Source organism: Bradyrhizobium sp. ma5, from assembly GCF_042258955.1.
Taxonomy (GTDB): Bacteria; Pseudomonadota; Alphaproteobacteria; order Rhizobiales; family Xanthobacteraceae; genus Bradyrhizobium.
Genome location: NZ_CP170156.1, coordinates 3,054,617 through 3,080,049 on the forward strand (window position 1 = coordinate 3,054,617; position 25,433 = coordinate 3,080,049).

25 protein-coding genes are annotated in these 25,433 nt (G+C 64.5%); 10 read left to right on the forward strand and 15 right to left on the reverse strand.

From position 1 onward, the window contains the following. Positions 1-80: 80 nt before the first annotated feature. Positions 81-404 carry a cupredoxin family copper-binding protein gene (locus ACE103_RS13995; RefSeq protein ID WP_097670580.1) on the reverse strand — a complete coding sequence of 108 codons (324 nt, stop codon included), beginning with the start codon at positions 402-404 and terminating at the stop codon, positions 81-83. A 12-nt stretch (positions 405-416) separates the two neighbouring features. Continuing rightward, a complete protein-coding gene (locus tag ACE103_RS14000) occupies positions 417-1,370 on the reverse strand; it encodes a metallophosphoesterase family protein (protein ID WP_375779897.1) in 954 nt (317 codons plus the stop codon). Positions 1,371-1,621: 251 nt separating this feature from the next. Between ACE103_RS14000 and ACE103_RS14005 the strand changes: the two genes are divergently transcribed. Continuing rightward, positions 1,622-2,029, forward strand: a complete 408-nt coding sequence (locus ACE103_RS14005; protein ID WP_375779898.1) for a GFA family protein — start codon at positions 1,622-1,624, stop codon at positions 2,027-2,029. A gap of 108 nt (positions 2,030-2,137) precedes the next feature. Here ACE103_RS14005 and ACE103_RS14010 read toward each other — a convergent pair whose 3' ends face one another. The 3 genes from ACE103_RS14010 to ACE103_RS14020 form a co-directional block, all read right to left on the reverse strand. Next, positions 2,138-2,521, reverse strand: a complete 384-nt coding sequence (locus ACE103_RS14010) for a hypothetical protein (protein WP_375779899.1) — start codon at positions 2,519-2,521, stop codon at positions 2,138-2,140. Next, positions 2,518-2,946 carry a universal stress protein gene (locus tag ACE103_RS14015; RefSeq protein ID WP_375779900.1) on the reverse strand — a complete coding sequence of 143 codons (429 nt, stop codon included), beginning with the start codon at positions 2,944-2,946 and terminating at the stop codon, positions 2,518-2,520. Before ACE103_RS14015 ends, ACE103_RS14010 begins: the two co-directional genes overlap by 4 nt. A 183-nt stretch (positions 2,947-3,129) precedes the next feature. Continuing rightward, positions 3,130-3,504 carry a Spy/CpxP family protein refolding chaperone gene (locus ACE103_RS14020; RefSeq protein WP_223970844.1) on the reverse strand — a complete coding sequence of 125 codons (375 nt, stop codon included), beginning with the start codon at positions 3,502-3,504 and terminating at the stop codon, positions 3,130-3,132. A gap of 386 nt (positions 3,505-3,890) precedes the next feature. On the opposite strand from ACE103_RS14020, the gene cax reads away from it, so the two are divergent. Then, on the forward strand, positions 3,891-4,994 hold the full coding sequence (gene cax, locus ACE103_RS14025; RefSeq protein WP_375781103.1) for a calcium/proton exchanger: 1,104 nt from the start codon (positions 3,891-3,893) through the stop codon (positions 4,992-4,994). A 28-nt stretch (positions 4,995-5,022) separates the two neighbouring features. On the opposite strand, the gene ACE103_RS14030 is transcribed toward cax, so the two are convergent. Beyond that, a complete protein-coding gene (locus ACE103_RS14030) occupies positions 5,023-5,505 on the reverse strand; it encodes a hypothetical protein (RefSeq protein WP_375779901.1) in 483 nt (160 codons plus the stop codon). Between the two features lie 501 nt (positions 5,506-6,006). Here ACE103_RS14030 and ACE103_RS14035 point away from each other — a divergent pair. Beyond that, entirely contained in the window at positions 6,007-6,222 is a 216-nt protein-coding gene (locus ACE103_RS14035; RefSeq protein WP_375779902.1) for a hypothetical protein, read from the forward strand. Between the two features lie 114 nt (positions 6,223-6,336). Here the strand turns inward: ACE103_RS14035 and ACE103_RS14040 are convergent, their stop codons facing one another. The 5 genes from ACE103_RS14040 to ACE103_RS14060 all read right to left on the reverse strand — a co-directional run bounded on the left by ACE103_RS14040 (position 6,337) and on the right by ACE103_RS14060 (position 11,469). Then, the gene (locus tag ACE103_RS14040; RefSeq protein ID WP_375779903.1) at positions 6,337-7,254 is read right to left on the reverse strand and encodes an alpha/beta fold hydrolase; all 918 of its coding nucleotides are present in this window, start codon (positions 7,252-7,254) and stop codon (positions 6,337-6,339) included. 7 nt (positions 7,255-7,261) lie between these two features. Continuing rightward, positions 7,262-8,881 carry a GMC family oxidoreductase gene (locus ACE103_RS14045; protein ID WP_375779904.1) on the reverse strand — a complete coding sequence of 540 codons (1,620 nt, stop codon included), beginning with the start codon at positions 8,879-8,881 and terminating at the stop codon, positions 7,262-7,264. 99 nt (positions 8,882-8,980) lie between these two features. Beyond that, complete coding sequence (locus ACE103_RS14050) at positions 8,981-10,288, reverse strand: MFS transporter (protein WP_375779905.1); 1,308 nt, start codon at positions 10,286-10,288, stop codon at positions 8,981-8,983. Positions 10,289-10,525: 237 nt separating this feature from the next. Further along, positions 10,526-10,966, reverse strand: coding sequence for a MaoC family dehydratase (locus ACE103_RS14055; RefSeq protein ID WP_223970827.1), 441 nt, complete (start codon positions 10,964-10,966; stop codon positions 10,526-10,528). Between the two features lie 11 nt (positions 10,967-10,977). Further along, positions 10,978-11,469, reverse strand: coding sequence for a MaoC family dehydratase (locus ACE103_RS14060; protein WP_375779906.1), 492 nt, complete (start codon positions 11,467-11,469; stop codon positions 10,978-10,980). A 169-nt stretch (positions 11,470-11,638) separates the two neighbouring features. On the opposite strand from ACE103_RS14060, the gene ACE103_RS14065 reads away from it, so the two are divergent. The 3 genes from ACE103_RS14065 to ACE103_RS14075 all read left to right on the forward strand — a co-directional run bounded on the left by ACE103_RS14065 (position 11,639) and on the right by ACE103_RS14075 (position 14,607). Beyond that, complete coding sequence (locus ACE103_RS14065; protein ID WP_375779907.1) at positions 11,639-12,409, forward strand: IclR family transcriptional regulator C-terminal domain-containing protein; 771 nt, start codon at positions 11,639-11,641, stop codon at positions 12,407-12,409. A 129-nt stretch (positions 12,410-12,538) separates the two neighbouring features. Then, positions 12,539-13,876: an amidohydrolase gene (locus ACE103_RS14070; RefSeq protein ID WP_375779908.1), complete on the forward strand. Its 1,338-nt coding sequence runs from the start codon at positions 12,539-12,541 to the stop codon at positions 13,874-13,876. Positions 13,877-13,980: 104 nt separating this feature from the next. Then, positions 13,981-14,607, forward strand: coding sequence for a pyridoxamine 5'-phosphate oxidase family protein (locus tag ACE103_RS14075; RefSeq protein ID WP_375779909.1), 627 nt, complete (start codon positions 13,981-13,983; stop codon positions 14,605-14,607). Between the two features lie 105 nt (positions 14,608-14,712). On the opposite strand, the gene ACE103_RS14080 is transcribed toward ACE103_RS14075, so the two are convergent. Then, positions 14,713-15,138, reverse strand: a complete 426-nt coding sequence (locus ACE103_RS14080; RefSeq protein ID WP_223970812.1) for a hypothetical protein — start codon at positions 15,136-15,138, stop codon at positions 14,713-14,715. A 277-nt stretch (positions 15,139-15,415) separates the two neighbouring features. Between ACE103_RS14080 and ACE103_RS14085 the strand changes: the two genes are divergently transcribed. After that, positions 15,416-16,588, forward strand: a complete 1,173-nt coding sequence (locus tag ACE103_RS14085; protein WP_375779910.1) for a M20 aminoacylase family protein — start codon at positions 15,416-15,418, stop codon at positions 16,586-16,588. Between the two features lie 135 nt (positions 16,589-16,723). Here the strand turns inward: ACE103_RS14085 and ACE103_RS14090 are convergent, their stop codons facing one another. Continuing rightward, positions 16,724-17,905, reverse strand: coding sequence for a cytochrome P450 (locus ACE103_RS14090; RefSeq protein WP_375779911.1), 1,182 nt, complete (start codon positions 17,903-17,905; stop codon positions 16,724-16,726). Positions 17,906-18,043: 138 nt separating this feature from the next. On the opposite strand from ACE103_RS14090, the gene ACE103_RS14095 reads away from it, so the two are divergent. After that, positions 18,044-19,036 carry a LysR family transcriptional regulator gene (locus ACE103_RS14095; protein ID WP_375779912.1) on the forward strand — a complete coding sequence of 331 codons (993 nt, stop codon included), beginning with the start codon at positions 18,044-18,046 and terminating at the stop codon, positions 19,034-19,036. 4 nt (positions 19,037-19,040) lie between these two features. Here the strand turns inward: ACE103_RS14095 and ACE103_RS14100 are convergent, their stop codons facing one another. Together ACE103_RS14100 and ACE103_RS14105 are read right to left on the reverse strand one after the other, a co-directional pair. Then, entirely contained in the window at positions 19,041-20,663 is a 1,623-nt protein-coding gene (locus ACE103_RS14100; RefSeq protein ID WP_223970799.1) for an inorganic phosphate transporter, read from the reverse strand. A 593-nt stretch (positions 20,664-21,256) separates the two neighbouring features. Continuing rightward, positions 21,257-22,690 carry a UdgX family uracil-DNA binding protein gene (locus tag ACE103_RS14105; protein ID WP_375779913.1) on the reverse strand — a complete coding sequence of 478 codons (1,434 nt, stop codon included), beginning with the start codon at positions 22,688-22,690 and terminating at the stop codon, positions 21,257-21,259. Between the two features lie 256 nt (positions 22,691-22,946). Here ACE103_RS14105 and ACE103_RS14110 point away from each other — a divergent pair, with 256 nt between their 5' ends. Together ACE103_RS14110 and ACE103_RS14115 are read left to right on the forward strand one after the other, a co-directional pair. Continuing rightward, the gene (locus ACE103_RS14110; protein WP_375779914.1) at positions 22,947-23,741 is read left to right on the forward strand and encodes an ImuA family protein; all 795 of its coding nucleotides are present in this window, start codon (positions 22,947-22,949) and stop codon (positions 23,739-23,741) included. Further along, positions 23,632-25,389 carry a DNA polymerase Y family protein gene (locus tag ACE103_RS14115; RefSeq protein WP_375779915.1) on the forward strand — a complete coding sequence of 586 codons (1,758 nt, stop codon included), beginning with the start codon at positions 23,632-23,634 and terminating at the stop codon, positions 25,387-25,389. Before ACE103_RS14110 ends, ACE103_RS14115 begins: the two co-directional genes overlap by 110 nt. Positions 25,390-25,433: the final 44 nt, after the last annotated feature.

The window sequence follows — 25,433 nt, forward strand, 5'->3', positions numbered from 1 at the left end:
CATGTCGAGAGACGGCTTGTGCCCGGCCGGGGGCGGAGGGCCACCGGCCGGGCATGGCTGTGATTGTATGGGTGGTCACGTTACCCAACCTTGATACTGCCTGTCATGTGCGGATGGAGCGAGCAGAAATACTTGTACTCGCCGGGCTCCGTGAAGGTGAACGAGAAGGTGCCGTCGGTATCCATGGTCTTGGAGCGGAACTTGCCCGCGCACACCACGGTGTGCGGGATGTCGTCGCGGTTGGTCCAGGTCACGGTGGTGCCAACCTTCACGTCGAGCGGGTTCGGCGCGAATGAGAAGTTGTCGATGTGGACCGCGGTATCTTCGGCGCGGGCCGCTGTGACCGGAAGCAGCATGGTTGCGACCACGGCTATACCGAAGTCGCGTCGATTGATCGAACTCATCGGTCTCGTCCCTTAGCCCTGCAACGGCGTGTCGATGATCGCCAGCGGCTGGCTGTTCTGCTTGAAGTTGATGCTGGCGACGCCGAGCATGCTGCGCAGCTTGGCATCCTCGACCTTCATCGGACCGGGCGAGGGGGCGGCACCCGGCGCCGGCTGCGGGAAGGCCGTCGAACGCGCGGTGTGGAAGGTGACGTTGCCCTCGACCTTCTGCATCACCTGGTGGATGTGGCCGTTGAGCACGGTGACCGAGCCGAAGCCCTTGACGTATTCCAGCGCGCGGGCGCCGTCCTCGGTGCCCCAGCCCCATTGCGGATAGACCGTCCACAGCGGGATGTGGGCGAACAGCACGATCGGCGTCGACTTCGAGCGGCCCTTGAGGTCGTTCTCGAGCCATTCGAGCTGCTCGTTGCCGAGATTGCCGAGGCCGCCGCCCTTGAGGTCGACGACGTTGACGAGACCGACGAAATGCACGCCGCCGGCGTCGAAGGAGTAGTAGCCCGGACCCTTGGTGCCCTTGCCGTAACGCTCCTTGTAGAGCTTGATCTCCTCGTCGATGAAGTCGTGCTCGCCCGGCACGTAGTGCACGTCGAGCTTGGCCTGCGAGATGATGCGGTCGGCGTCATCGAATTCGGACGCCTTCGACAGATGCGTGATGTCGCCAGTGTGGATCATGAACGACGGCTTGACCTGCATCGCCCGGACCTTGTTGATGGCCTCTTCAAGCGTGCCGATGGCATTCGGGTTGGCCGGCTTGTCGAAGCCGACATGGCTGTCGCTGATCTGCATGAAGGTCATGCCGGTGGTCGCTTCGGCCGCAGCGGCCGAGCCGACGATGCCGAGCGAATGCGGCACGCCGCCGGTAACCGTCCAGAGTACGCCGGTGCCAGCCCAGGTCATGCATTCCAGCACCTTGCGTCGGCTGACGCCTTTCTCTTCATCGTGGTGATCGTGATCGTGTCCGCTCATGACAAGTCTCCCATGGGCCCAGGGATTGGGTTTCCGGGGAGGTGATCGGCGGGCCTAAGGGTTTATTCCCGCGGCTTTGGAGGGGGTTGAGGGCCGGGATGACGATTTCGTGAGAGCCGGAAAGCCGACGGCGTCATGGGCAGCCATATGGCCGGCGCGACAGGTGGACGCAAGGGCAAGATGCGCCATTGAAGGCGTGGGGCCTGCAACGCTATCGACCCCGGCAAACCACTGATCGGTCGGAGGAAAATATGTCTGAGGTCACCGGCGGCTGTCACTGCGGCGAGGTTCGTTACGAGGTGACCGGGGAACCAGTCGTCCATGCGCTGTGTCACTGCACCGATTGCCGACGCCATGCCGGCGCGCCGATGGTCGGATGGGTGATGGTCGCTGAAGGCATGGTCAAGGTGACCAAGGGGCAGCCCAGCATCTACCGGTCTTCCGAGCATGGCCGACGGCATTTCTGCGCGAACTGCGGCACCGGGCTTTTCTACACCAATGGCAACATGTTGCCCGGCTTGATCGACATTCGGAGCGGCACCTATGACGATCCCGATGCGGTGCCGGCCACGATGCATATCCAGGTCGCGGAGCGGTTGCGCTGGATGGAAGCGGTGCATGAGCTGCCGACCGTCGAGCGCTTTCCGCCGCAGGAATAACCGGCCGCCGACGGGCGCAGCGGCGATGATGCGCGTCGCAACATCGCCATGCCCTGCAACATAGATGAACGGCCGCAACAAAGCTGTCTTGCAGCCGTCAGCATAGTGTCAGCGCTCCTGCATAAGAATGGCAGACTTCATTCGCCACACCGGGAGATCTTCATGAGCGACCACGCAGGCGTTGAGCATCACCACAAGGCCGCCGAGCACCACGAACACGCGGCGCGTCATCATCGCGAAGCCGCCAAGCACCACGAAGCCGGCGATCACCACAAGGCGGCGCATCACGCGCACAGCGCCCATGGTCACGCCAGCCATGCCCAGCATCACCACACCGAGGCCAGCCGGCATCACGCCGAGCACCATGGCGAACACTAATAAACGTTCCAGTACTGCGTGAGTGGCTTCCGCCGTCCCCGCAAGGGGACGGCGCTTTCTTTTGGCGGGCGCTGCGCGCTGACGCTCTCGTTCGTCGAACGTCCGATCATTCACGGACAAACCAGCACGGGCGTTTTTGCCTGCGCCAGCACCTTATTTGTCACACTGCCGATCAGAAGCACGGAGAGTCCGCTGCGTCCGTGCGACGACATGACGATGAGATCGCAACCCCTGTCCGCGGCCGCCGCGATGATCGCTTGATGGGGTTGCCCGTTCTCCGCCAGCACCGTCTCGCAGGGAATGCCGGCCTCCCTGGCCGCATTCGCCGCGTCGTTCAGCGCTTTCGTGGCCTGCTCCTTGCGCATCTCGGCATAGTTGGCGATCGTGTCACGGAAATGCCCCGTCAGTTCCGAAAACGGCTCCACGGCGAAAATCACGGAGACCTTGGCTCCGATGGATTTTGCGAGCGCCATCCCTTGGGCGATGCCGTGCTTCGCTAGTTCCGATCCATCCGTCGGAATGAGAATATGCCGGTACATGCTTCAACTCCCCTGGTGCTTCAGGAATTCGCAAGCGAAGAGTGACGCGGGACGGAAGGCGACTCGAAGGTCGTCTGAACGAGGCAGCAAGACGTCACGTCGTGGCCCAAACGCTTGAGAAGCCTCGGTAAAGCAGGACCGGGGCTGCGGAATGTCGGCCGAATGGCGCAGCGCCATCCAGCCCTATTCGTCCTCGTCTTCCGGACCGCCGTGCTGCTCGATCGCATTTCGCATGCCGCGCATGACGGCGAACGACACGAAGGCCATCCTTCGCTTCTGGTCATCGCTTAATGTCTTGTACAGCGGCTCCCAGGCATCGGAGAGCTTCTTGAGGTCGGTCCCGCGCTGAATCAGCCGGTCCGCTCTGCGTTGCATCATCTCGACCGGATTGCCGTCATGAAGGCCGTCCATCGCGCCGTTCTCGTGCAATTCGGCAATCCGCTCCAGCCGGGCCTGCCGATTTTTCGCCCGCGTGCGGATCGCATCCTCGATCGCCGGCCAGTACTTCTCCTGATCGGGGGTGAGTTGCAGGGCGGCTTTGACGATGCCGACGCGCATGTCGGTCAGGCTCTTGAGGTCGGCGGCGCTGGGTGACGCGACGCCGACAGCCGGGGATGTCTCCGCTGCGAAGGCGAGAGACGAGGTTGTCACCAAAAATGCAATCACTACGGCGGCTGCGTTCCTCGTCATTGCAAACTCCTGAGCTGCTATCGCGGATGTCCGCGAGAAGAGACACACAAGCTGGTCAGCAGCGGCTTGATCTAGGTCAAAGGGAAATATGGACGCGCTTCTGACCGTTCGGGAAATGCCGTGGGACTTCGCGTAGGCCGGCCTGGCTCATGCGGTGGCCGGCGAGACGACGGTGACGGATTGAGCTAGATCAAGATCGAGCGGTCCGTGGTGATCAAAAGGTGCTGTCCAAGTCGTTTCGACCGGGCGGTACCATGCACCTTCTGCTCACGGAAATACGACATAATCCACTGCTTTGGATGTTGATCTTCGTACCGATCGTGCTGGCGGTCGAAACGGCAGCTCCGTCCGCCCATACGGCGCTGTTTGTGCTTGCTGTCCTGGCCATCGTGCCATTGGCGGCCCTTCTCAGCCACGCGACGGAGAGCGTCGCGGAGAAAACGGGCGATGCGATCGGAGGCTTGCTCAACGCAACCTTGGGAAATCTGACCGAGCTGATCATCGCGATCGCAGCGTTACACGCCGGAGAATACATGCTGGTCAAGGCATCGATGGCAGGTGCCATTGTCACCAACTCGCTCTTCATGCTTGGTGCATCGTTCCTGCTCGGCGGGCTCCGCCATCACGTTCAGGAGTATAATCGAGCCGGCGGGAGGATGTACGCGGCGTTGCTGCTGATGGCCACGATTGCGCTGCTCGCCCCCTCAGCGGTCGCCGACCTTGATCCGGCACGCGGCCAAGCCATGGCGCTCGCTCTCAGCACAGGCCTCGCCGTGCTGCTGATGAGTGCCTACGGGCTGGGCCTGCTGTTCTCGCTCAAGACCCACAAGGAGCTGTTCGCAAGCGAGGAGCAAGGCGAGACCGGCGGCGCCGGCTGGCCGATCGGACTTGCGTTGGGTACGCTTCTCGCCGTCACGGTGCTGGTCGCCCTGGTCAGCGAGATATTCGTGAGTTCGGTGCAGAAAGCAGGCGAGACGCTGGGATTGAGCCCGGCGTTCGTCGGTTTCATCATCGTCGCACTGGTCGGCGCCGCAGCAGAAATGGCCGTGGCATTCTCCGCGGCGCGCAAGAACCGGCTCGACATGAGCGTCAGCATCGCGCTCGGAAGCGCTTCGCAAATCGCCCTGTTCGTTGCGCCTGCGCTGGTTCTTCTAAGCTATGTCATCGGTCCGAAGCCGATGGATTTGCAGTTCTGGCCGGGTGCCGTGACGATGGTCATGATCGCCTCCGTGACGTCCTGCTTCATCACCAACAGCGGACGGTCGGCATGGTTCATCGGCGCCTTGCTCGTGCTGATCTATGCGATCTTTGCCATGACGCTGTACATGGTGCCGCCGGGATCGCACACTCCGGTTTGATCATCCATCCAACGACTGCCCAGCCGGATCAGTATTGATACTGCTGTTGCGGGCAGATCATTTGACCGTATCGATCATGATAGCAGCCCTGGTTGCCGTAGTAGCCATAGCTGCCATAGTACGCGCCAGCCGCGGCCGCAGCGCCGGCCGCCGCAGCACCATAGCCCCAGCCTGGTCGATAGTAGCCGCCGCCATAACCGGGATAGCCGGCGACCGGGCGGCCGGGGCGTCCTGCAATCGGTCGGCCCGGATAGCCCGGACGGCCGGCGATCGGGTGTGAGGGGCGCGGGCGGCCGGCAGCGCGATATCCTCCACCATGGATCCTTCCGGCATGCATCCTTCCGGCACCGGCATGCATGCCGCCGCCACGCATCCCACCGCCATGAAATCCGCCGCCTCCGCCGCCACGGAAGCCGCCGCCTCCTCCACGGCGGGCATAGGCGTCATCAGGAACGAGGCAGACAGCAACGAGGAGCAGAACTGCCAGAGCGGCGAGGATGCAACGAAGCATGGCGTGTCCTCCCTAGCGGACGAGGTTGCGAACCGTGAAGCTGCATCACGCCAAGGGCGCCGGGTTGACGTAGATCAACGGAACGCAATCGCGTCCGAGACGCCGGGTTCCGCGGTCGCTTTCGCGCAACCGCGACAGGCGCCAGCTTTCAAATCTCCTCCGGCACAATCTGCACTTTGCTGTCGAAGCGGCCTTGCCTAGAATGCTGGACTTCGGAGGTTACGTGACTTGTCGTGTCACCTCTCAGTCAGGCGACAGCCTCATCCATTGCCGAGTTCACCAACGTTTTTTCGCTTGCGACCGTGCGCAGTCGGAATTGTTGAACCAACCTCGATCCGAGGTGTTCCGTAGCGCCAGAACCCCGCGATTTGCAGCGGCGATGATGAGGACGGGTTCGGGGACATCAGCCTCGCAGGCGGCATTCTGCTGGGCTTCTCTCCAATCTCGATCGCCTTGGCCGTGTTCTTGCACTGTTGGCATCGCCTCGGGGAGAGAAAGAACGTGCGGAAAGCGGATGTAACGTGCGCGTGCTGTGGCGCGGGTTTCCGGCGGTTGGAGCTATGGTCCGAACCCGGCGCCAAGGGTGAGTATCACTGTCCCGTTTGCGACTATTTGCTTGAAGCATTTGATGGCACCAACCTGATCGCCTATCGGCTGACGATCCAGCCGGTGCGCGCACCGGTCTATTCGGTGAAGCAACTCGACGATCGACGATGACGTGACGTTCGGCTGCCATCGGCGCGCAACTGGTCAGTATCGTCCAGGTCCAGCCCAAACCTGGCCTGGACCCATCTCGCTTCGGTTTTCGAGGTCGATGCGGACGTAGCGCGCCTATGAGAAGGTGTCGCGGCCCGCGCGCTCGGCAAACGTTCTGATCGCCGCAACCATTAGGTCCGGCGCTTCCTGCGCGACGCAATGCCCGACGCCGTCGAACCTCCAGCGGCTGGCGTGCGGGATCAGGGCGGCAGCGCGGTCGGCCATCTCCTTGTAGACCGGCCATGACTGTTCGGCCGTGGCGATGCGGATCGGGCAGGCGATCTCGGAGAACCACGGGAACGGATTGCCGCGCGCATCGCCGGTGTAGATCTGCTCCATGGCCTGGAAGATCGGCCCGAGCAGTGCCGACTCGATCTCGGGCGTACAGCGCAGCCGCATGCGGCCATCGTCGAGCCGCGCAAAGCCGTGACGGACATAGGCCCACAGCGAGGGCTCGGTCCACGGCGCGAACGCCGGCGCGGCGCGCAATCGCCGGAACAAATCGTCGGAATTGTCGAATTCGGCGCGGCGACGCAACACGCCTTGCACCGATGCGTTCGCGATCTCGCTCAGGCCGCCGCTCCGCGGCGTGCGCGGATCCATCGCGGTCGGCTCCGTCACGAACAGCCGCAAGAAGCGGTCCGGCATCAGCTTCGTGGCGAGCATCAGGTCGGTCGCGCCGGCGCTGTGACCGATGCCGTAGATGTCACGGAGATCGAGGCGTTCAACCACCATGCAGACATCGTCGGCGAAATCCTGGAACTGATAACGCTCGGCCGCCGGCTTGTGGCTCAGGCCATGGCCGCGGCGATCGAGCGCGTAGACGGTGTAGTCGGCGGCCAGCGCTTCGGCGACCTCGGTCCACACTTCGGCGACAAAGCCGGTGCCGTGCAGCAGCAGCGCCGGCGGTTTGCCGGAGGCCGGTTCGCCCCATCGTGCCAGCGCGATCTGCGCGCCGGCATCGCCAACGAGAATGCGCTTGCTGGAGTTCATCGTCGTTCTATCGCGCATCCTGCAAGATCATCGCAGCCGCCTTCTCGGCGATCATCGCGGTCGGCGTGTTGGTGTTGCCGGAGGTGATGGTCGGCATCACGGAGGCATCCGCGATGCGCAGGCCGTTAAGGCCGTAGAAGCGCAGGCGCTCGTCGACCACGGCCATCGGATCGTTGGCCGTTCCCATCTTCGCGGTGCCGACGGGGTGGAAGATCGTGGTGCCGATGTCGCCGGCGGCCTTGGCGAGCGAGGCGTCGTCGTCGCCGACCGAGGGGCCGGGCAGGAATTCCTCGGGATGATATTGCTCCAGCGCCTTCTGCTTCATCAGTCTGCGCGTGGTGCGGATCGCGTCGGCCGCGACCTGGCGGTCGTCCTCGGTCGAGAGGTAATTTGGCGCGATCGACGGCTTGTCGTCGGGCGCGGTCGAGCGGATCCGCACCGTGCCACGCGAGGTCGGCTGCAGGTTGCAGGCGCTCACGGTGATCGCGGGGAACCGATGCAGCGGGTCGCCAAATTTGTCCAGCGACAGCGGCTGCACATGGAACTGGATGTTGGCGCGCGAGCGCGTCTCGTCCGAGCGCGTGAAAATGCCGAGCTGCGACGGCGCCATGGTCAGCGGGCCGCGGCGGCGGAACGCGTAGTCGAGGCCCATCAGGCCGCGGCGCACGAGGTTGTAGTAGGTCTCGTTCAGCGTGCGCACGCCGGAAACCTTGTAGATCGCGCGCTGTTGCAGATGGTCCTGCAGATTATGGCCGATGCCCTGCACGTCAGCCACGATGTCGATGCCGAGCGGAGACAGCCATTCAGACGGGCCGATGCCGGAACGATGCAGTACCTGCGTAGTGCCGATCGAGCCGGCGCAGAGAATCACCTCGCCCTTGGCGCGCGCCTCTACCGTCTCATTGCCCTGACGGAACTCAACGCCCGCGGCGCGGCCGCTCTCGATGATCAGGCGGTCGACCAGCACGTCGGTCTCGAGCCTGAGATTGCTGCGGTTCAGCACCGGCTTGAGGAAACCGCGCGCCGACGACCAGCGCCGCCCGCGCTTCTGGTTGACGTGGAAGTAGCTGGTGCCCTCGTTGTCGCCGGTGTTGAAGTCGGGGATGCGCTTGATGCCCATCTCCTCGGCGGCATCGCCGACCGCATCGAGGATCTGCCACGACAGCCGCGGCGCCTCGATGCGCCAGCCGCCGCCGGTGCCATGATGCTCGCTTTCGCCGAGGAAGTGATCCTCCAGCCGCTTGAATGCCGGCAGCACGTCGCTGTAGCTCCAGCCGGTGAGGCCGAGTTGCCGCCAGTGATCGTAGTCGGCGGCCTGGCCGCGCATCGAGATCATGGCGTTGATCGCCGACGAGCCGCCGATCACCTTGCCGCGCGGATAGGCGAGCGCGCGGCCGTTGAGACCTGGCTCCGCCTCGGTCTTGAACATCCAGTCCGAGCGCGGATTGCCGATCGCGAAGAGATAGCCGACCGGGATGTGAAACCAGATCCAGTTGTCCTTGCCGCCGGCTTCCAGCAGCAGCACGCGCTTCTTCGGATCGGCCGACAGGCGGTTGGCCATGATGCAGCCCGCCGTGCCTGCGCCGACGATAATGTAGTCGAAATCACCCTCGAGCCTTCGCGGCATGTCTTCGTTCCCGGCAAGCGTCTTCTGTTGGGCTCCTATTAGTCAGACGCAGCCGGTGGAGACAAGCCCGGCCGACGGCGCCGGGCTTGCGCTGGATGATCAGGGACGGCTGAGCTCCGCGAATGTGACCTCGGGGCCAGGCCGCGGCACGCAGAGGATCAGCGTCAGCATACCGACAGCGAGCAGCGCGCCGACCAGGGCGAGCGGTGCGTAGATGCTCCCGGTTGCGACATTCATCCAGCCGATCAGGGCAGGGCACATCGCGCCGCCGAACGAGCCGATCGCGCTGATCAGCGCGATGCCGCCCGCCGCGGCGCTGCCTTCCAGCATCGCGTTCGGAATGGTCCAGAACAGCGAGAGAATCGCGAAGATGCCGATCGAGGCGATGGCGAGCAGGGTTACGGTCAGCAGGATGCTGCCCTGCGCGACCTGCAGGGCGATGAAGCACGCCGCCGCGACGAGGCCGCAAGCGACCACGTGCCAGCGCCGTTCCCGCGTGCGATCGGAACTGTAGCCGATCGCGACCATGCCGATCGCCGACGCCACCGAAATCGCGCCGCTCAGCCAGCCGATCTCGGTTGTGGTCGCCACGCCGACGCGCTTGAGCAGCGTCGGCGTCCACAACAGGATGGTGTTGAGCGAGCAGAAGAACGCGAAATAGATGAAGGAGAGCAAATAGACGCGCGGCTCGCGCAGCGTCGCCGCGAAGCTGCTTGTCGTGTTAGGGGCGGCGGCGCGATCGCGGGCGAGATCGCTTGCGACCTGCCGTCGCTCGTCGGCGCTGAGCCAGGTTGCGGCATCTGGCCCGTCGGCGAGACAAAGATATGCGGCGATGCCGAGCAGCACGGCGGGAACGCCTTCGAGGATGAACAGCCACTGCCAGCCGTGCAGGCCATGGACGCCTTGCATGTGGTCCATGATCAGGCCCGACAACGGTCCTGCAATGACGCCGCCGAGCGGCACGGCCATCACGAACAGGCTCGTCATGCGGCCGCGCACGCGGTCCGGAAACCACAGCGTCAAGTAATACAGGATGCCCGGGAAGAAGCCGCCCTCGGCGGCGCCGAGCAGGAAGCGCAGCAGATAGAGGTGATACTGGTTCTGCACCAGCGCGAGCAGCACGGTGACAGTGCCCCACAGCAGCATGATCCGCAGCAGCGTCTTGCGGACGCCGATTTTGACCAGCAGCAGATTGCTCGGCACTTCGAGCGCGACATAGCCGACCGAGAAGATGCCAGCGGCAAGCCCGAACACCGCGTCATCGATGTTGAGGTCGTGCAGGAATTGCAGCTTGGCAAAGCCGATGTTGAAGCGATCGATGATCGCCACTGTGTAGCACGCCAGCAGGAACGGGATCAGGCGCCAGGCGATCCGTCGATAGAGCCGCGATTGGGCCGAGTCCTGCATGAAAGTCTCCTCAGTGATTATTTTGATTGTTCGTTAGTGCGGCGGCGGCAGTGCGCTCCCTCGCCACGTTCTTACGGGGAGAGGGTTGGGGTGAGGGGCTGTCTCCGCATAATCAGAGAGAGCTAGGCATGCGGAGACTCCCCCTCACCCGGAATGCATCTGGCGATGCATTCCGGCCTCTCCCCGCAAGCGGGGCGAGGCGAGGTTGAGTTCGCCGCTCGACTTGAGTGTCTTTCGCTATTTCGCCGGAAACTCCAGCATCGCTTCACCGGCCGCGACCGTCTCGCCGCGCTGGTTCTGCACGGCGACGTCGACCAGCACCCAGCGCGACTTCGCGGTGGTCTGCTTGGCCTTGATGGTGCCGGCGGGGCGGATGGTGTCGCCGGGCTTCACCGGCTTCAGCCAGCGCGTCTCGAGCCTGCGATGGATCGCGCCGGCGGGAAGCGCCCAGTCGGTCAGCATGCGCGAGATCAGGCCGAAATTGTTCATGCCATGCATGATGATGCCGCCGAAATTGGTCTTGCCGAAATCGCCCTTCATGTAGTTGTCGTCGAGATGCAGCGGGTTGTAGTCGAGCGATGCATCGCAGAACAGGCGGATCGATTCGCGCGAGACGGCGAAGGCGGGGCCGTCGATGGTGTCGCCGGCCTTGAGAGCGTCGAAATTCGCTGTGGTCATCGTGATCCTCCTTACATCGGGCGGATGGTCTGGCCGCGACCCGAGCAGATCACGTCGCCATGCTGGTTGAAGAAGACGTTGTCGTGCACCACGAACAGCCGCTCGCGCTTGATGAACTTGTCGAGCGCGCGCGCCTGCAGGGTGATGGTGTCGCCGGGGCGGGCAGGGATGTTGTAGCTCCATGACTGTCCGGCATTGACGGTGCCGGGCGAACGCATCCAGTCGTCGGCCGGGGTGCAGGCGAACATCAAGAGGATATGAATCGCGGGTGGCGCGATCAGTCCGCCATAGGGCCCGGCCTTCGCGACCGCTTCGTCGAGATAGAGCGGATTGGTCTCGCCGACCGCACGGCAGTACAGCGCGATCGCGTCCTGCGTGAGCAGGTAGGGCAGTGTCTTGCGCGGTTCGCCGGGGACAATGTCGTCCCACACCTTGCGCAGTTTCGCGTCCTTCCAGAAATCGGTTTCGAACGGGGTGGCCGCAGAACTTTCTGCTTGCGCCATCGAGGATCCTCCTGCTATTCAGTTCGCCAGGCGAACAGTCAATTCGCGGTGTGAATTGACGCTAGCGCGGTCGGGAGCCCCTGACAAGCGGGCAGCGCCGCATCATGTGCAGGCAGCCATGCGGGCTTCGATGTGAAGAGCAGAACGACGCCCCCACCAAGATGACGCCATGAGCAAAGAGAGTGACGGCTTCGTGCGCGCGATCGCGCGCGGTTTCTCGATCATCGAGGCGCTCGGCAAGCCGCCGGGCCGGCATACGCTGGCGGAGGCCGCCGACACTGCCGATCTCAACCGCGCCACCGCGCGCCGCATCCTCGCGACCCTGGTGGCGTTGAAATATTGCGCTTCGGATGGACGCTATTTCAGCTTGCGGCCGCGCGCGCTCGGGCTCGGCCTGTCCTACCTCAATGCATTGCCCTATTGGGCGCATGCGCAGCGCGCGCTGGAGAATTTGCGCAACGAGATCGGCGAGTCCTGCGCGATGGCGGTGCTCGACGAGGACGAGATCGTCTATGCGCTGCGTCTGCCGGCGCGGCGGATTCTGTCGGCCAATCTCGGCGTCGGCAGCCGGCTGCCCGCGCATCTGGTGTCGCTCGGCCGCGTCATGCTGGCGGCGCTGCCGCCAGGCACCCGCGAGGCTTATCTCGCGACCGGCGGCTTCAAGCAGGTCACGCCGCGCACCGTGACCGATCCGGATCGTCTCGGCGAATTGCTCGCGCGGGCCGAGAGCGACGGCTATGCCTGGGTCGACGGCGAGCTTGATCCCGCGATCTGCGGCATCGCGGTGCCGTTGCGTGATCCGGCCGGTGCAGTGGTCGCGGCGCTCAGCGTCAACACGATCTCCGGCACTGTCAGCGAGGCCGGCGCGCGCAAGAAATTTCTGCTGCCGCTGCGCCGCACCGCACAGGAAATCCGCAGCCAGATGCTCACGTCAGGTTAGGCGCACACGCTCTGGATCAGTCATTGTTTCCCGTCACCGTGCCTGCTTAAATCGCGCAGCCGAGTCCGGCCTGGCGATGTAGCTGGCTACTCGGGATGCAGTATCCGGACTTCGGTTGGAGCGATTGCCATGAACAAGATTGTTCTCACGCTGCTTGCGTCCGCCGCGCTCTGCACTTCATTGCCGCTACGGGCCAATGCCGAACTGGATGTCGTCGCGCTGAAGGGTGCAATCGAGAAATCGGTCGAGACCGACTATCCGAAGCTCGACGCGCTCTACAAGGACCTTCACGCCCACCCCGAGATCGCATTTCAGGAGGAGAAGACCGCCGTCAAGCTGGCTGCCGAAATGCGGGCGCTGGGCTTCGAGGTGACGGAGCATGTCGGCAAGACCGGGCTGGTCGCGATCTACAGGAACGGCGAGGGCCCCACCATCATGGTGCGCACCGAGCTCGATGCGCTGCCGATGGAAGAGAAGACCGGCCTTCCCTATGCCAGCCACGACAAGACCACATGGCAGGGACGGGAAACCTTCGTGGCGCACAGCTGCGGCCACGACGTCCACATGGCGAGCTGGGTGGGGACGGCCAAGACGCTGGTCGGCCTGAAAGACCAATGGCACGGTACGCTGATGTTCATCGCCCAGCCGGCTGAAGAGATCGTGGCGGGCGCCAAGGCGATGCTGGCGGATGGTCTGTTCACGAGGTTTCCAAAGCCGAATTTCGGCTTCGCCCTGCACGACGGCCCGTTCGCCTACGGAACGGTGCGCTATCGCGTCGGGATCGGCTCATCTGCCGCCGATGGCCTCTACATCAAATTTCATGGTCGCGGCGGACACGGTGCCGTGCCCCAGGCGACCATCGATCCCGTGATGATGGCCGCGCGCTTTGTCGTCGATGTTCAGAGCGTGATCAGCCGCGAAAAGGACCCGACCGAATTCGGCGTGGTCAGCATCGGCGCAATTCACGGTGGCACCGCGTCAAACATCATTCCTGATGACGTGGTGCTGCTCGGCACCATTCGCACCTTCAAGCCCGAAGTACGCGCCAAAATGCTTGCCGGCATCGAGCGGACGGCAAAGGCGGTCGCCGCCATGTCGAATGCGCCGGAGCCTGAGATCAACTTGGCCGAAGGGACCAAGGCCGTGATGAACGATCCGGACGTGGTCGGCACCGCGGAAAAGGTGCTGAAGGCGGCGTTTGGCGACAAGTTCGCAACCTCGCCGCCGGGCACGCCCAGCGAGGATTATTCGGAGTTCGTCAGCGCCGGAGTGCCCTCGATGTTCTTCAACATCGGTGTCTATGAGCCGGAGCGCGTCGCCGCAGCCCGAGCGCGCAACGGCCCGCCATTGCCGAGCAATCATTCGCCGCTGTTCGCGCCGGTGCCGGAGCCCACCATCAAGACCGGTGTCGAGGCCATGACGCTGGCCGTGCTGAGCGCGTTCGACCGGCAGGCGAAGGGAAACTAGCCGTCTGCGGCCGGGCAGGCGCAGAAAATTCACTGCCGCTGTGCCGAACAATCTGGCCGTGCCAAGACTCGCAGATAAATTGATCAACTTGTTGGAGAAGCCACGTGGCAGACCCGGTCCGCGCCCCTTTCTACCACGACGGAATGCGTGAATTGCAGGACCGCTTCGACGGCCGGCGCGTCGCCGACGGTCTCGAGAAGCATCGCCTGCACTTCGAATTCTGGGACCAGGAGCGCAAGCTCATTGAGGAGGCGCGGTTCTTTTTCATTGCGACGAGCTATCAGGACAACGTCGATTGTTCGATGCGTTGTGGCGATCCCGGCTTCGTGAAGATCACCGGGCCCGACACGCTTGAATACCCCGAGTATGACGGCAACAACATGTACCGCACGCTCGGCAATATTCACCGCAACCCGAACGTCGGGTTGCTGTTTGTGCGCCTCGACGGCAAGACGTTTCGCGCGCGCATCCGAGGCAAGGCAACGATCGACGACAGCGCGGAAACGCTTGCCCAGCACCATGGTGCGAAGGTTGTCGTGCGCGTCAAATGCGAAATCTTTCCGAATTGCCCGCGCTACATTCCGGACATGATGGGCGCGTCAGCGGATGTGGCGGCGAATCCGTTCGTTCCTCGGCCCGGGTACGAGCCGCCCGCACCGGAATGGAAAAGCCGGGATTACCTTAAGGACGTGCTTTCGAAATACGACCCGCATCGAAAAGGTGAGGCATAGCGGGCGGGCTCGCCGTCACGAAACAGGATCTTGCTCTGCGCCGCGCGCAGGGGCAAAGCGGACGCGGCTTCCAATCGTCCGCGCCTTAAGCAGAGCAAAACCCGTTCAGGGCAGCGGCGCCATGTAGGGAATGCTGCCGACCAGAACAAACACCTGAACCGCATTGCACAGCATGCCACCCCAATGCAGCCGGCGCAGCCGCCGCACCGCGGTCGGATCACCTGAGTCGCGCGCGTCCGCCTCGGCATCGAGCCGCCGCAGGAACCATCGGCGTGCCAGCACAGCGAAGGCCGCGATCAACGCAATGCCAAGCGCGACGGCCGGCCGGCCCGCCGCGGCGAAGGCGAGCGTCCCGATCACGCCCGAGACCGTCAGCACCAGGAAGTAGGCATTGAACATGCCGCGCAGCAGGCGGGTGACGGGCGGGACGTCGAGCTTCACGAGCAGGAACGCCGGCGCCGCAAGCAGGAAGTAGCCCATCGGCACCAGCAGGATGATGGTCGAGAACAAGACCGCTTGATCCGGCGTCATGCAGCCGCGCCCTTCTTCGAGGAGGATTTCGGTGCGGAAACCTCAAGTAGTATCCGCATGAGATATCCCCGGCACTATTAGGCTTTGGTCGGATGCGATCGCTCAGGCCAGAGATTGGCAAACGGACGCAAGGCCACTCGGCCCTACGTCTGGAGAATATTCGGCATCCCATTTGCGAATGCAGGGCCTGGGGCCGGAGGCATGCCACATCTGTTGGGTGGACCGCCTCTTGCATGCTAGAGAGGAGTTACGTCCAACCTCCGAGGCCAGAATTCTCATGCCCATCGTCAACCGCGTCGCCGATCTGCAACCCGATATCCAGGCCTGGCGCCGCAACATCCATGAACACCCCGAGCTGCTCTACGACGTGCACCGCACTGCATCATTCGTGGCCGACCGTCTGCGGGAATTCGGTTGCGACGAGGTCGTGACCGGGCTCGGCAAAACCGGCGTGGTCGGGGTCATCAAGGGCAAGAAGGGAGCGGCCAAGGGCGAGGTCAAGGTGATCGGCCTGCGCGCGGACATGGACGCGCTGCCGATCCACGAGGAAACCAACCTGCCTTACGCCTCGAAGACGCCGGGCAAGATGCACGCCTGCGGCCATGACGGCCACACCGCGATGCTGCTCGGCGCGGCGCGCTATCTCGCCGAGACGCGCAATTTCGCCGGCGATGCGGTCGTGATCTTCCAGCCGGCCGAGGAGGGCGGGGCCGGTGCCGCCGCCATGATCAAGGATGGCCTGATGGACCGCTTCGGCGTCCAGCAGGTTTACGGCATGCACAACGGTCCGGGGATTCCGATCGGCTCGTTCGCGATCCGCTCCGGCCCGATCATGGCGTCCACCGACGAGGTCAATATCAACATCGAAGGGCTCGGCGGCCACGCCGCGCGGCCGCACAAATGCATCGATTCGGTGATGGTCGGCGCGCAGCTGATCACCGCGCTGCAGTCGATCGTGTCGCGCAGCGTCGATCCGCTGGATTCCGCCGTGATCTCGATCTGCGAATTCCACGCCGGCAATGCCCGCAACGTGATTCCGCAGACCGCGGTCTTGCGCGGCACCGTCCGCACCCTGACCCCAGAGGTCCGGCAATTGATCGAGAAGCGCATCGGTGAAGTGGTCAAGGGCGTGGCCCAACTGACCGGCGCGCGGATCGATCTCGACTACAAGCACGGCTATCCCGTCACCGTCAACCACGCGCCGCAGACCGAATTCGCGACCCGCATCGCCAAGGAAGTCGCCGGCGATGGCAACGTGCATCCGATGCCGCCGCTGATGGGCGGCGAGGATTTTTCGTATATGCTGGAAGCCCGGCCCGGCGCCTTCATCTTCTGCGGCAACGGCGACAGCGCCGGCCTGCATCACCCCGCCTACAATTTCAACGACGAGGCGATCGTGTTCGGGACGTCGTACTTCGTGAAGATCGTGGAGGACGCGCTGGCGGCGTGAGGCTCGCCGTTGCCGTCACTCTTCGACCGTCATTGCGAGGAGCGAAGCGACGAAGCAATCCATTGCTCAGCGAGTGGAGAGATGGATTGCTTCGCTTCGCTCGCAATGACGGTGAGCGTTGGTCATGGCGCCGGCTCACGCATCCCATCGTACCGGCAGCGTCACCGGTCCGCGGAACACCCAGCCGCGGACCACAGGCGGCGTCTCCGCGCGGAGGCGCAAATTGCGCAAGCGGTCGAACAGCATCGGCACCACGATCTTGCCGACGGTGAGCCGTGACACCCAGGTGCCGGCGCAGAAATGCGGTCCGGCGCCGAACGCCAGATGCGATTGCTTCGGCCGCGTCACGTCGAAACAATCGGGCGCCGAAAAGCGATTGCCGTCGCGGTTCGCGGCGCCGACGCAGAGCCCGATCTGAAGGCCCTCGGGCAGCCTGGTGCCGGAAAGATCGACATCGTGCGTGACGCGGCGCGGATACATGCCGATCGGCGAGATCCAGCGCACCGCTTCCTCGAGCGCGGCCGGCCAAAGCTCAGGCTTCGCCAGCACGCTGTCCCGCTGCGCCGGGTTTTGCAGGAGACCGAGCACGAGGGTCAGGATCGCATCGCGTGGCTCGTTCAGCCCGCCGCCGATGATTACCTTGATGTTGGCGCGGATGCCCTCGATCGGCATCGGCGGATCGGCGTTGACCATCGAGGATAGGATCGAGGGGTTGGGGTGGCTGCGGTGGTCGTCGAGCACCGCGTCGATCGCGGCGTCGACGTCGGCACTGGCCTGCATCGCCTTGCGCTCGATTTCGGCATCGGCGGCGTAGTTGCCGGCGCCGTCGATCAGCGCCTGAGACCACTCCGCCAGGGTCTGCCACGGCATCGCGCGAAAGCCGATCATCGCCATCAGGCTGCGCGAGGCCATCGGCGCGGCGAGCGTCACAAACAGATCGGCCTCATCGGCAGCGGACAGGTCATCGATCAGCGCTTGCGCGATCGCGGTGAATTTCGGCGCCCAATACTCCTTGATCGTGGCCGGGCGGAACGAGGGCTCGATCGCCTTGCGGCCGATCGCGTGCTCGGCGCCGTCCTTGCGCATGAAGGTCGGCCCCGTCACCCTGTTCACCAGCGAGGTGGGATTGTCGGCCGAGTAGGTCGCGGGGTCGCGCTCGATCCGCACGATGTCGTCGAAGCGCGTCACCAGTGTCAGCTTCGCGGCCTCGACGAACACCGCCGGCGCCAGCTCGCGCAGGCGGCGGAAGGTCGGATAGGGGTCGTCGAGCAGATCCTGATACGCGATGTCGGTGACGATGGGCACGGTGCTGGTCATTGGTCCTCCAGGGGCGTTTTTTTGCGAAGCCTAGCGCCAGGCGACGCAATCGCTCAATTCGATGGGCTCGATATCAGTCATCGAAATATTCAATGACATCGTGATAGGCTGGGCCGCCAGCAAGGCGGGAGGTGCAACGTGGCGGCCAATTCCTCGATCGATCCGATCGACATCGGGACCTTGCGGACGCTGGTGTTGGTCTACGATCTGCAGTCGTTCTCGGCGGCCGCCAAGCGGCTCGACGTCAATCAGTCCACCATCAGCTATGCGGTGGAGCGGCTGCGCGGTGCGCTCGGTGATCCCCTGTTCGTGCGCAACGGCAATGGCGTGACCGCCACCGAACGCTGCGCGGCGCTGGTCGGCTGGGCGCGGGACATGATCGGCGAGATCGACGGGCTTGCCTCACCGGTGGAATTCGATCCGGCGACCGCGCAGGGCAGCCTGACGATCTCCTGCAATTATCACGAACGGCAGACCCTGATGCCGCAGTTCAGCGCGCGGTTGCGTGCCGGCGCGCCAAAAGTCCGTCTCGTCCTGCTCGACGCCGCGGGCCATGGCGACATCCATCTCAAGCAGAACCAATGCGACACCGTGCTCGGTCCGGTCGGGATCGTCGGCGAAAGCTTCTTTCGGCGCCATATCCTCACCGATCACTATGTCTGCGTGATGGATCCGGCCAATCCGCTGGCGCGCGGCCGGATCGCATTGTCGGCCTATGCCAAGGCCGAACATGTCTTCATCACCCATAGCGGCGAGTGGCAGCCGCTTTATCTCGAGGCGCTGAAGGCGAGGGAGATCGAGATCGAGCCGGCGGTCAGCCTTCCGAACCACGACAGTCTGGAGCGCATCGTCGCCGGCACGAAGCTGGTCGCGACCATTCCGCATCACCTTGCGCGGGCGATGCGCGGCGGCCTGCACGTCGCCTCGTTGCCGTTCCGGGTGCCGATCTCGATCGACATGTACTGGAGCGCCCGGACGGCCAAATCGGGCCTGCACAAATGGGCGCGCGGCCTGCTGGCCGAGATCGCGAAAGTGTACGCCGCCGGAGCGCGCCGCGATCCTCAAAAAGCAAAAGGCCCGCACCTAACGCGCGGGCCTTTCGTCCGACGCGTTGCCGCGCCGAGAGTATAGGGCATCAGAACACGTGGTAGAACACGTAGTACAGACAGCCCGAGAGGATCATCGCGGCCGGCAGGGTCAGCACCCAGGCCATCGCGATGTTGCGGATCGTCGACCATTGCAGGCCGGAGCCGTTGGCGGCCATGGTGCCCGCGATGCCTGAAGACAGCACGTGCGTGGTCGAGACCGGCAGGCCGTAGCCATCGGCTGCCGCGATCGTCGCGGCCGCCGTGATCTCGGCACAGGCGCCCTGCGCGTAGGTCAGGTGGGTCTTGCCGATCTTCTCGCCGACGGTGACGACGATCCGCTTCCAGCCGACCATGGTGCCGAGGCCGAGCGCGATGGCGACGGCGAACTTCACCCAGCTCGGGATGAACTTGGTCGCGGCATCGAGCGAGCCCTTGTACTCGGTCAGCGTGGCGACGTCGGCCGCGGTCAGCTCGGCTTCCTTGTCCTTCATCAGGAAGCGGATCGCCTCGGACGCCAGGTACATGTCGTTACGGGTGTTGCCGACCGCGTCAGCCGGGAACTTGGCCAGCGATCCATACTGGGCAACCTGCTGGCCGATGTCGCGCACCAGCACCGCGAGCGACGGGAAGGTGCCTTCGTTGATCTGGTGCTGCGCGACGTAGTTGGTCACGGCCGGGCGGGGATTGCCGATCACGTTGTAGCCGGCGGCCTTGCCTTCGATGACCTTGCTGGCCGAGGTGGAGTGCGCTGCGAACTGCTCGATCTGGTTCGCGGGCAGCGCGCGGTTCAGCGCGTAGGCGGTCGGCACCGTGCCGATCAGGATCAGCATGATTAGGCCCATGCCCTTCTGGCCGTCGTTCGAACCGTGGAAGAAGCTGACCAGCGTGCAGGTCAGGATCAGGATGCCCCGGATCCACCACGGCGGCGGCTGGTTGCCGACCGGCTCGCCGAACAGCGCGGGCGTCGCACGCGCCAGCACGGCCTTGAGGATGTAGAGCAGACCGGCCGCGAGCACGAAGCCGAACAGCGGCGACAGCAGCAGAGCCTTGGCGATGCCGGCGGCCTGGGTCCAGTCCACGCCGGAGGTGCCGTCGCGGCCGCGCAGCAGCGCGTTGGTGATACCGACGCCCATGATCGATCCGATCAGGGTGTGCGAGCTCGAGGCCGGCAGGCCAAGCCACCAGGTGCCGAGATTCCAGAGGATGGCGGCGATCAGCAGCGCGAACACCATCGCAAAGCCAGCGCTGGAGCCGACCTGCAGGATCAACTCGACCGGCAGCAGCGACACGATGCCGAACGCGACGGCGCCGCTCGAGAGCAGCACGCCGAACAGGTTGAACATGCCCGACCAGACCACGGCGACATGCGCCGGCAGCGAGCGGGTGTAGATCACGGTGGCGACCGCGTTGGCGGTGTCGTGGAAGCCGTTGACGAATTCGAAGCCGAGCGCGATCAGCAGTGCGACGAACAGCATGATGTAGGGCAGGAACGACGTGACGCGCGTGCCGGTGGCGTCGACGTCGGCATAGATGCTGTAGGCAACGAACAGCAGCGCGGCCGCGACCACGCCCAAATAAATGATCCCCGTCATGGGGTGGAAGCCCTTGTCGAGGTCCGGACCCTTTTTCAGGGCGGGCTCGATCGAGCCGGGTAACGCCATATCGCTCATGGTAAACTCCTGTCCCAATGCCTCCGATTTTGATCCATGCATATGACAGGCAATTGAAATCCGGCCCGTGAAATGAACCGGCGACCCATAACGGTGGACATCCCGCCGAATTGTTGTGCAAGGCATTGAAGGTCCACGGGCCTTCGCGGCCTCGTGGCAATCTTCAGCAACAGACGATCACCGATCGCGCAATGATCGTGACTGAAGTCACCGTCCGGGTTTCGTGGGGCGAGATGTGTGGGAGGCGAGGACGCCGGCAGTGGGACGCCGGGCCCGCGAAGCCACGCCACCGGGAATCGAGGTCACCGGAATTCCTGGCAACCAGGAATTCAAATAACCAGAAATCCGGCGCGTGCCGCGAGCAAGTGGGTGAGGAGGGAAAGATTGCGAGATGAGGTGGCGCGCCGCACGATTGGGGCTAGCAAACCGCGCAGCGCGCCCGCCTCAGGTACGTCATGGCGTGAACATGACGCCCGATACCTTTGGAACACGTCACAGTACCACGGATCAATTAAAGGTTGTAGGTATTTGTCCGCGTCCAGAAACAATTTCACGTTGAAGTGTAGCTCCCGGTTCCGCCGGTTCGGCGCAACTCAGGCCGCGCGGGCCGCATTGCGCAACTGATCTGCGGCAATTTTCAGGTCGTCGATAAAGCGCTGATATTCCAGCGCTTTGGCTTTCTCGTCGGGCAGACGCAACAGGTAGGACGGGTGCACGGTGACGAGCACCTTGGTTCCGTCGTGATCGAGCAGGCGGCCGCGGTTCTTGTTGATCGGGGTGATCTTGCCGAGCACGCTCTGCGCTGCGGTTGCGCCGAGCGCCACCACGAGTTCCGGCCTGATGGCGGCGAGCTCGCGCGCGTACCACTGGCGGCAGGCGCGGATCTCCGGCGTGCCCGGCTTCTGGTGCAGCCGGATCTTGCCGCGCGGCACGAATTTGAAGTGCTTCACCGCATTGGTGATGTAAACCGTGGCGCGCGCGATACCGGCGTCCTCAAGCGCGCGATCGAGCATCTGCCCGGCCGGTCCGACAAAGGGATGGCCTGCGAGATCTTCCTTATCGCCGGGCTGCTCGCCGACCAGCATCAGCATAGCACTTTGCGGTCCTTCGCCGAACACGGCCTGGGTTGCGTCCTTCCATAGCGGGCAGGCGCGACAACCGGCGGCCTCTTCGCGCAAGGCCGCGATCGTGTCGTGAGTCTGCGTGTCGTGAGGTTGCTTGCGGACCATCGGCTCATCCTGCAGCTTCTGCGGCTCGGCCGCCTTGCGTGCGATGAAGGGGCCGCTGGTCATGCGCATGGCGTCTTCGATCAGCGGCTTAATGATCGAGTCCTCGGGCAGGTTCCTCCAATAGGCCTGCGGCATCTCCATCACTTTCAGCCGCGCGGGATTGAAGAGGCCGTTGTCATGACGCCGCCAGGCCTCCTCGAGCCGATCCTCGCTCGGCACTTCGGATTTGGCGACGCCCGGCGAGATCGAGATCGCGTGCCCGTCCCAATGCGCGCAGACGTCGGGGGTCAGGATCGACCACGGCATGTCGGCGAAGCGGCCGGCGAAGAAAGGTGCGGCGAACTCGACGATGCGATGCTCCGGCTCGAACCAGGCGACGTAATGCGCCGTCCGTTCGCGGCCGATCTCGCGGAAGCGGAGCTGCGCGTGCATCCTGTCGATATCGCCATAGACCGCGCGCGCCATCGCGTGGACCTCGGCGACATCTGGGTCGGTCGTCACGTTGAGCAGATCGTGATGGCTGCGCAGCCGCCATAGCAGTCGATAGAGCAGGGCGAAGCGCGTGTCATTGCGATGCAAGATCGCGGTCTTTGCGAGTTCGACGAATATGGCTGTCACGTTGAACCGCGCCTGCGGCGCATCGGGCAAGTCATTCACGCAGGATGCCGACGGCAGTTCGTCGTCCTTGCGTACGGTCCACGTGACCTCCGCAGGCTTCACGCCATTCAACGCCAATCGTCGCGCGGCCTTGCGCCAGCCCTCGAAATCGGTGTCGTTGTCGAGCACGATGATACGCATACGATTGCTCCGTTTCCGTCACGTCGCCATTTTCGGGGCCAGTGCACCTGGCGTGCGGGAGATCAGGTTGCGTCCGGTTTTGGCGGCTCCCGAATCCCATTGATTCCACTCATGAATCGGTGAGCTCACCAATCCGATTGACTCCGCGGGCCCTGTTAGCTTTATATTAGAACATATCATGAACAAATGGGCCAGTCCTTGGTTCTCTGTTCTGGTCAGTGACGGCCTCAAATTTTCAGGTGGAAGGAGCGGTGCAATGAACGGCGCACGCACGGGTACGCTTGCGTCTCTGCGCGGCAGCATCGCGCGCATCGAGGCGCCATCGGAGGCGGCGATGCCGAACCGCATCGCGCTCGGACACACGAGCGCGGACGCGATGCTGCGCGGCGGACTTGCGCCGGCCGCGCTGCACGAGGTGTTCGCGGCCGGCCATCAAGGCGGCGCGGCGACCGGCTTCATCGCGGGGCTCGCCGGACGGGTGTCAGCGCGCAAGCCGCTGGTCTGGGTGCTGCAGGATTTTTCCGATCGCGAAAACGGCGCGCTGTCGATGCGCGGGCTCGCCGAGCTCGGTCTCGATCCGCGCCTCCTGGTCACCGTGCGTGCCGCCGATGTCGACAGCGGGCTGCGCACCGCGGCCGACGCGCTCGCCTGCGATGCGCTCGGCGCCGTCGTGCTCGAGATCTGGGGCGATGCGCGCCAGCTCGATCTCGTCGCCAGCCGCAAATTGACCTTGGCCGCGCAAGCCTCCGGCGTCACCGCGCTACTGCTGCGGATCGCCGCCACGCCGATCCCCTCGACCGCGGAGACGCGCTGGATGGTGCGCGCGGCGCATTCGCCGCCCGGCAATGCCGCAAGCGCCTGGGGCGCGCCGCGCTTCGAGGCCGAACTCGTGCGCAATCGTCATGGCCCGGTCGGGCGATGGATCATGGAATGGAAATGTGATGAGTGCCAATTCAGTGAACCGTCGGCGTATCCTCAGCCTGTGGCTGCCACGCCTGCCCATCGACCGCATCAAGCGCAAGCTCGCGCAGGACATCGTCTCGCAAGCTGAGACACGGGAGGTAGTAGGGCTCTCTCCCCCCTTGTGGGGGAGAGTTGGAGAGGGGGGTAGCCACGAGCACCGCCCGTGGGGCTCACCCCCCTCCCTAACCCTCCCCCACAAGGGGGGAGGGAACCCGTCCGCTCATGCGTCCCTTACGAATGAGGTAAGCAACCTTCTTCCCAGCGTCGTGGTCGCAAAGGACCACAACGCGATCCTGCTGCACGCCATCGACGAGGCGGCGGTGCGGGCCGGGCTGTCGATCGGGCTGCCGCTCGCCAATGCCCGGGCGATCTGCCCGGAGCTTACGGTCTACGACGCCGATCCCGCCGCCGATCTGAAGACGCTGAACGACATCGCCGACTGGTGCGATCGTTTCACGCCGCTGGTCGCACTCGATCCGCCTTACGGGCTGTTCCTCGACATCACCGGCTGCGCGCATCTGTTCGGCGGCGAGCGCGCGCTGCTGCAGATTGTCATCAATGCGCTGAGCCGGCGCGGCTTTGCCGTCAGCGCCGCAATCGCCGGCACCTCGATCGCGGCGCGCACGCTGACGCGCTATGCCTCGGGGCAGGTCATCGCCGATGGCGCGGAGGCGGAGGCGGTCGGCCCGCTGCCGGTGTCGGCGCTCGGTGCCGATCCTGCTGTCACCACCGGCCTGCGCCGCGCCGGCCTGAAGACCATCGGCGATGTCGCCTCGCGCGCACCGCATGAAATCTCGGCGCGGTTCGGCGCCGATTTCACCACCTTGCTCGGCCACGCGCTCGGGCGGGGCGATGCCCCGATCAGCCCGCGCAAGCCGCTGCCCGATTACATCGTCGAGAAGCGTTTCCCCGAGCCCATCGCGACCGACACCGTGATCGCGCTGACGCTCTCAAGCCTCGCCAAAATGTTGGTTGCGGCGATGAAGAAGCAGGGCAAGGGCGCGCGGCAGCTGGAAGCGAGCTTCTTCCGCACCGACGGCGCGGTGCGCGCGATCATGGTCGAGACCGGGCGGCCGGTGACGCGGCCGGAGATGATCGACCGCCTGTTCCGCGAGCGGCTCGATGCGCTCAATGATCCGCTCGATCCCGGCTTCGGCTTCGATCTCATCCGCCTCGCCGCCGGGCGTACCGAGATCGTGGTGCAGCAGCAGCGCGATCTCGACACCACAGTGCACGACAATGACGAGATCTCGGCGCTGATCGACCGCATCGCCGCCCGCATCGGGGGCAAACGTGTCGTCGTGCATCTGCCGCTCGGGAGCCACATCCCCGAACGATCAGCGCTCGCGCTGCCGGCGCAGCATCATCTGGCCGCGGCGAGCGCGGCCGCCTGGCCGGAGCGCGTCACCGGCGAGCCGCCGCTGCGACCCTTGCGGCTGTTCGAGCGGCCCGAGCCGATCAAGGTGCCGTTCGCAAGCGTGCCGGATGGTCCGCCGCACCAGTTCACCTGGCGGCGCGCCTTGCATGCGGTGGTGCGGGTCGAAGGCCCGGAGCGCATTGCGATGGAATGGTGGAAGCAGGACGGCGCGGCGCTGACGCGCGACTACTTCCGCGTCGAGGACGCCGAGGGCCAGCGCTTCTGGATCTTTCGCGACGGCCTCTATGAGAACGAGCTGCGCGACGAGGAAGGCAAGCCGGTCCCGGCCAACTGGTATGTGCACGGGCTGTTCGCATGAAACAGAGCGTTTTCAAGCGAAGTGGAGGCCGGTTCGCGTGAAGA

Coding starts and splice junctions, on each gene's coding strand:
- ACE103_RS13995 (WP_097670580.1), bottom strand. CDS start 404: ATGAGTTCGATCAATCGACGCGACTTCGGTATAGCCGTGGTCGCAACC.
- ACE103_RS14000 (WP_375779897.1), bottom strand. CDS start 1,370: ATGAGCGGACACGATCACGATCACCACGATGAAGAGAAAGGCGTCAGC.
- ACE103_RS14005 (WP_375779898.1), top strand. CDS start 1,622: ATGTCTGAGGTCACCGGCGGCTGTCACTGCGGCGAGGTTCGTTACGAG.
- ACE103_RS14015 (WP_375779900.1), bottom strand. CDS start 2,946: ATGTACCGGCATATTCTCATTCCGACGGATGGATCGGAACTAGCGAAG.
- ACE103_RS14020 (WP_223970844.1), bottom strand. CDS start 3,504: ATGCGCGTCGGCATCGTCAAAGCCGCCCTGCAACTCACCCCCGATCAG.
- cax (WP_375781103.1), top strand. CDS start 3,891: ATGCACCTTCTGCTCACGGAAATACGACATAATCCACTGCTTTGGATG.
- ACE103_RS14030 (WP_375779901.1), bottom strand. CDS start 5,505: ATGCTTCGTTGCATCCTCGCCGCTCTGGCAGTTCTGCTCCTCGTTGCT.
- ACE103_RS14040 (WP_375779903.1), bottom strand. CDS start 7,254: ATGAACTCCAGCAAGCGCATTCTCGTTGGCGATGCCGGCGCGCAGATC.
- ACE103_RS14045 (WP_375779904.1), bottom strand. CDS start 8,881: ATGCCGCGAAGGCTCGAGGGTGATTTCGACTACATTATCGTCGGCGCA.
- ACE103_RS14050 (WP_375779905.1), bottom strand. CDS start 10,288: ATGCAGGACTCGGCCCAATCGCGGCTCTATCGACGGATCGCCTGGCGC.
- ACE103_RS14055 (WP_223970827.1), bottom strand. CDS start 10,966: ATGACCACAGCGAATTTCGACGCTCTCAAGGCCGGCGACACCATCGAC.
- ACE103_RS14060 (WP_375779906.1), bottom strand. CDS start 11,469: ATGGCGCAAGCAGAAAGTTCTGCGGCCACCCCGTTCGAAACCGATTTC.
- ACE103_RS14065 (WP_375779907.1), top strand. CDS start 11,639: ATGAGCAAAGAGAGTGACGGCTTCGTGCGCGCGATCGCGCGCGGTTTC.
- ACE103_RS14070 (WP_375779908.1), top strand. CDS start 12,539: ATGAACAAGATTGTTCTCACGCTGCTTGCGTCCGCCGCGCTCTGCACT.
- ACE103_RS14080 (WP_223970812.1), bottom strand. CDS start 15,138: ATGACGCCGGATCAAGCGGTCTTGTTCTCGACCATCATCCTGCTGGTG.
- ACE103_RS14085 (WP_375779910.1), top strand. CDS start 15,416: ATGCCCATCGTCAACCGCGTCGCCGATCTGCAACCCGATATCCAGGCC.
- ACE103_RS14090 (WP_375779911.1), bottom strand. CDS start 17,905: ATGACCAGCACCGTGCCCATCGTCACCGACATCGCGTATCAGGATCTG.
- ACE103_RS14100 (WP_223970799.1), bottom strand. CDS start 20,663: ATGAGCGATATGGCGTTACCCGGCTCGATCGAGCCCGCCCTGAAAAAG.
- ACE103_RS14105 (WP_375779913.1), bottom strand. CDS start 22,690: ATGCGTATCATCGTGCTCGACAACGACACCGATTTCGAGGGCTGGCGC.
- ACE103_RS14110 (WP_375779914.1), top strand. CDS start 22,947: ATGAACGGCGCACGCACGGGTACGCTTGCGTCTCTGCGCGGCAGCATC.
- ACE103_RS14115 (WP_375779915.1), top strand. CDS start 23,632: ATGAGTGCCAATTCAGTGAACCGTCGGCGTATCCTCAGCCTGTGGCTG.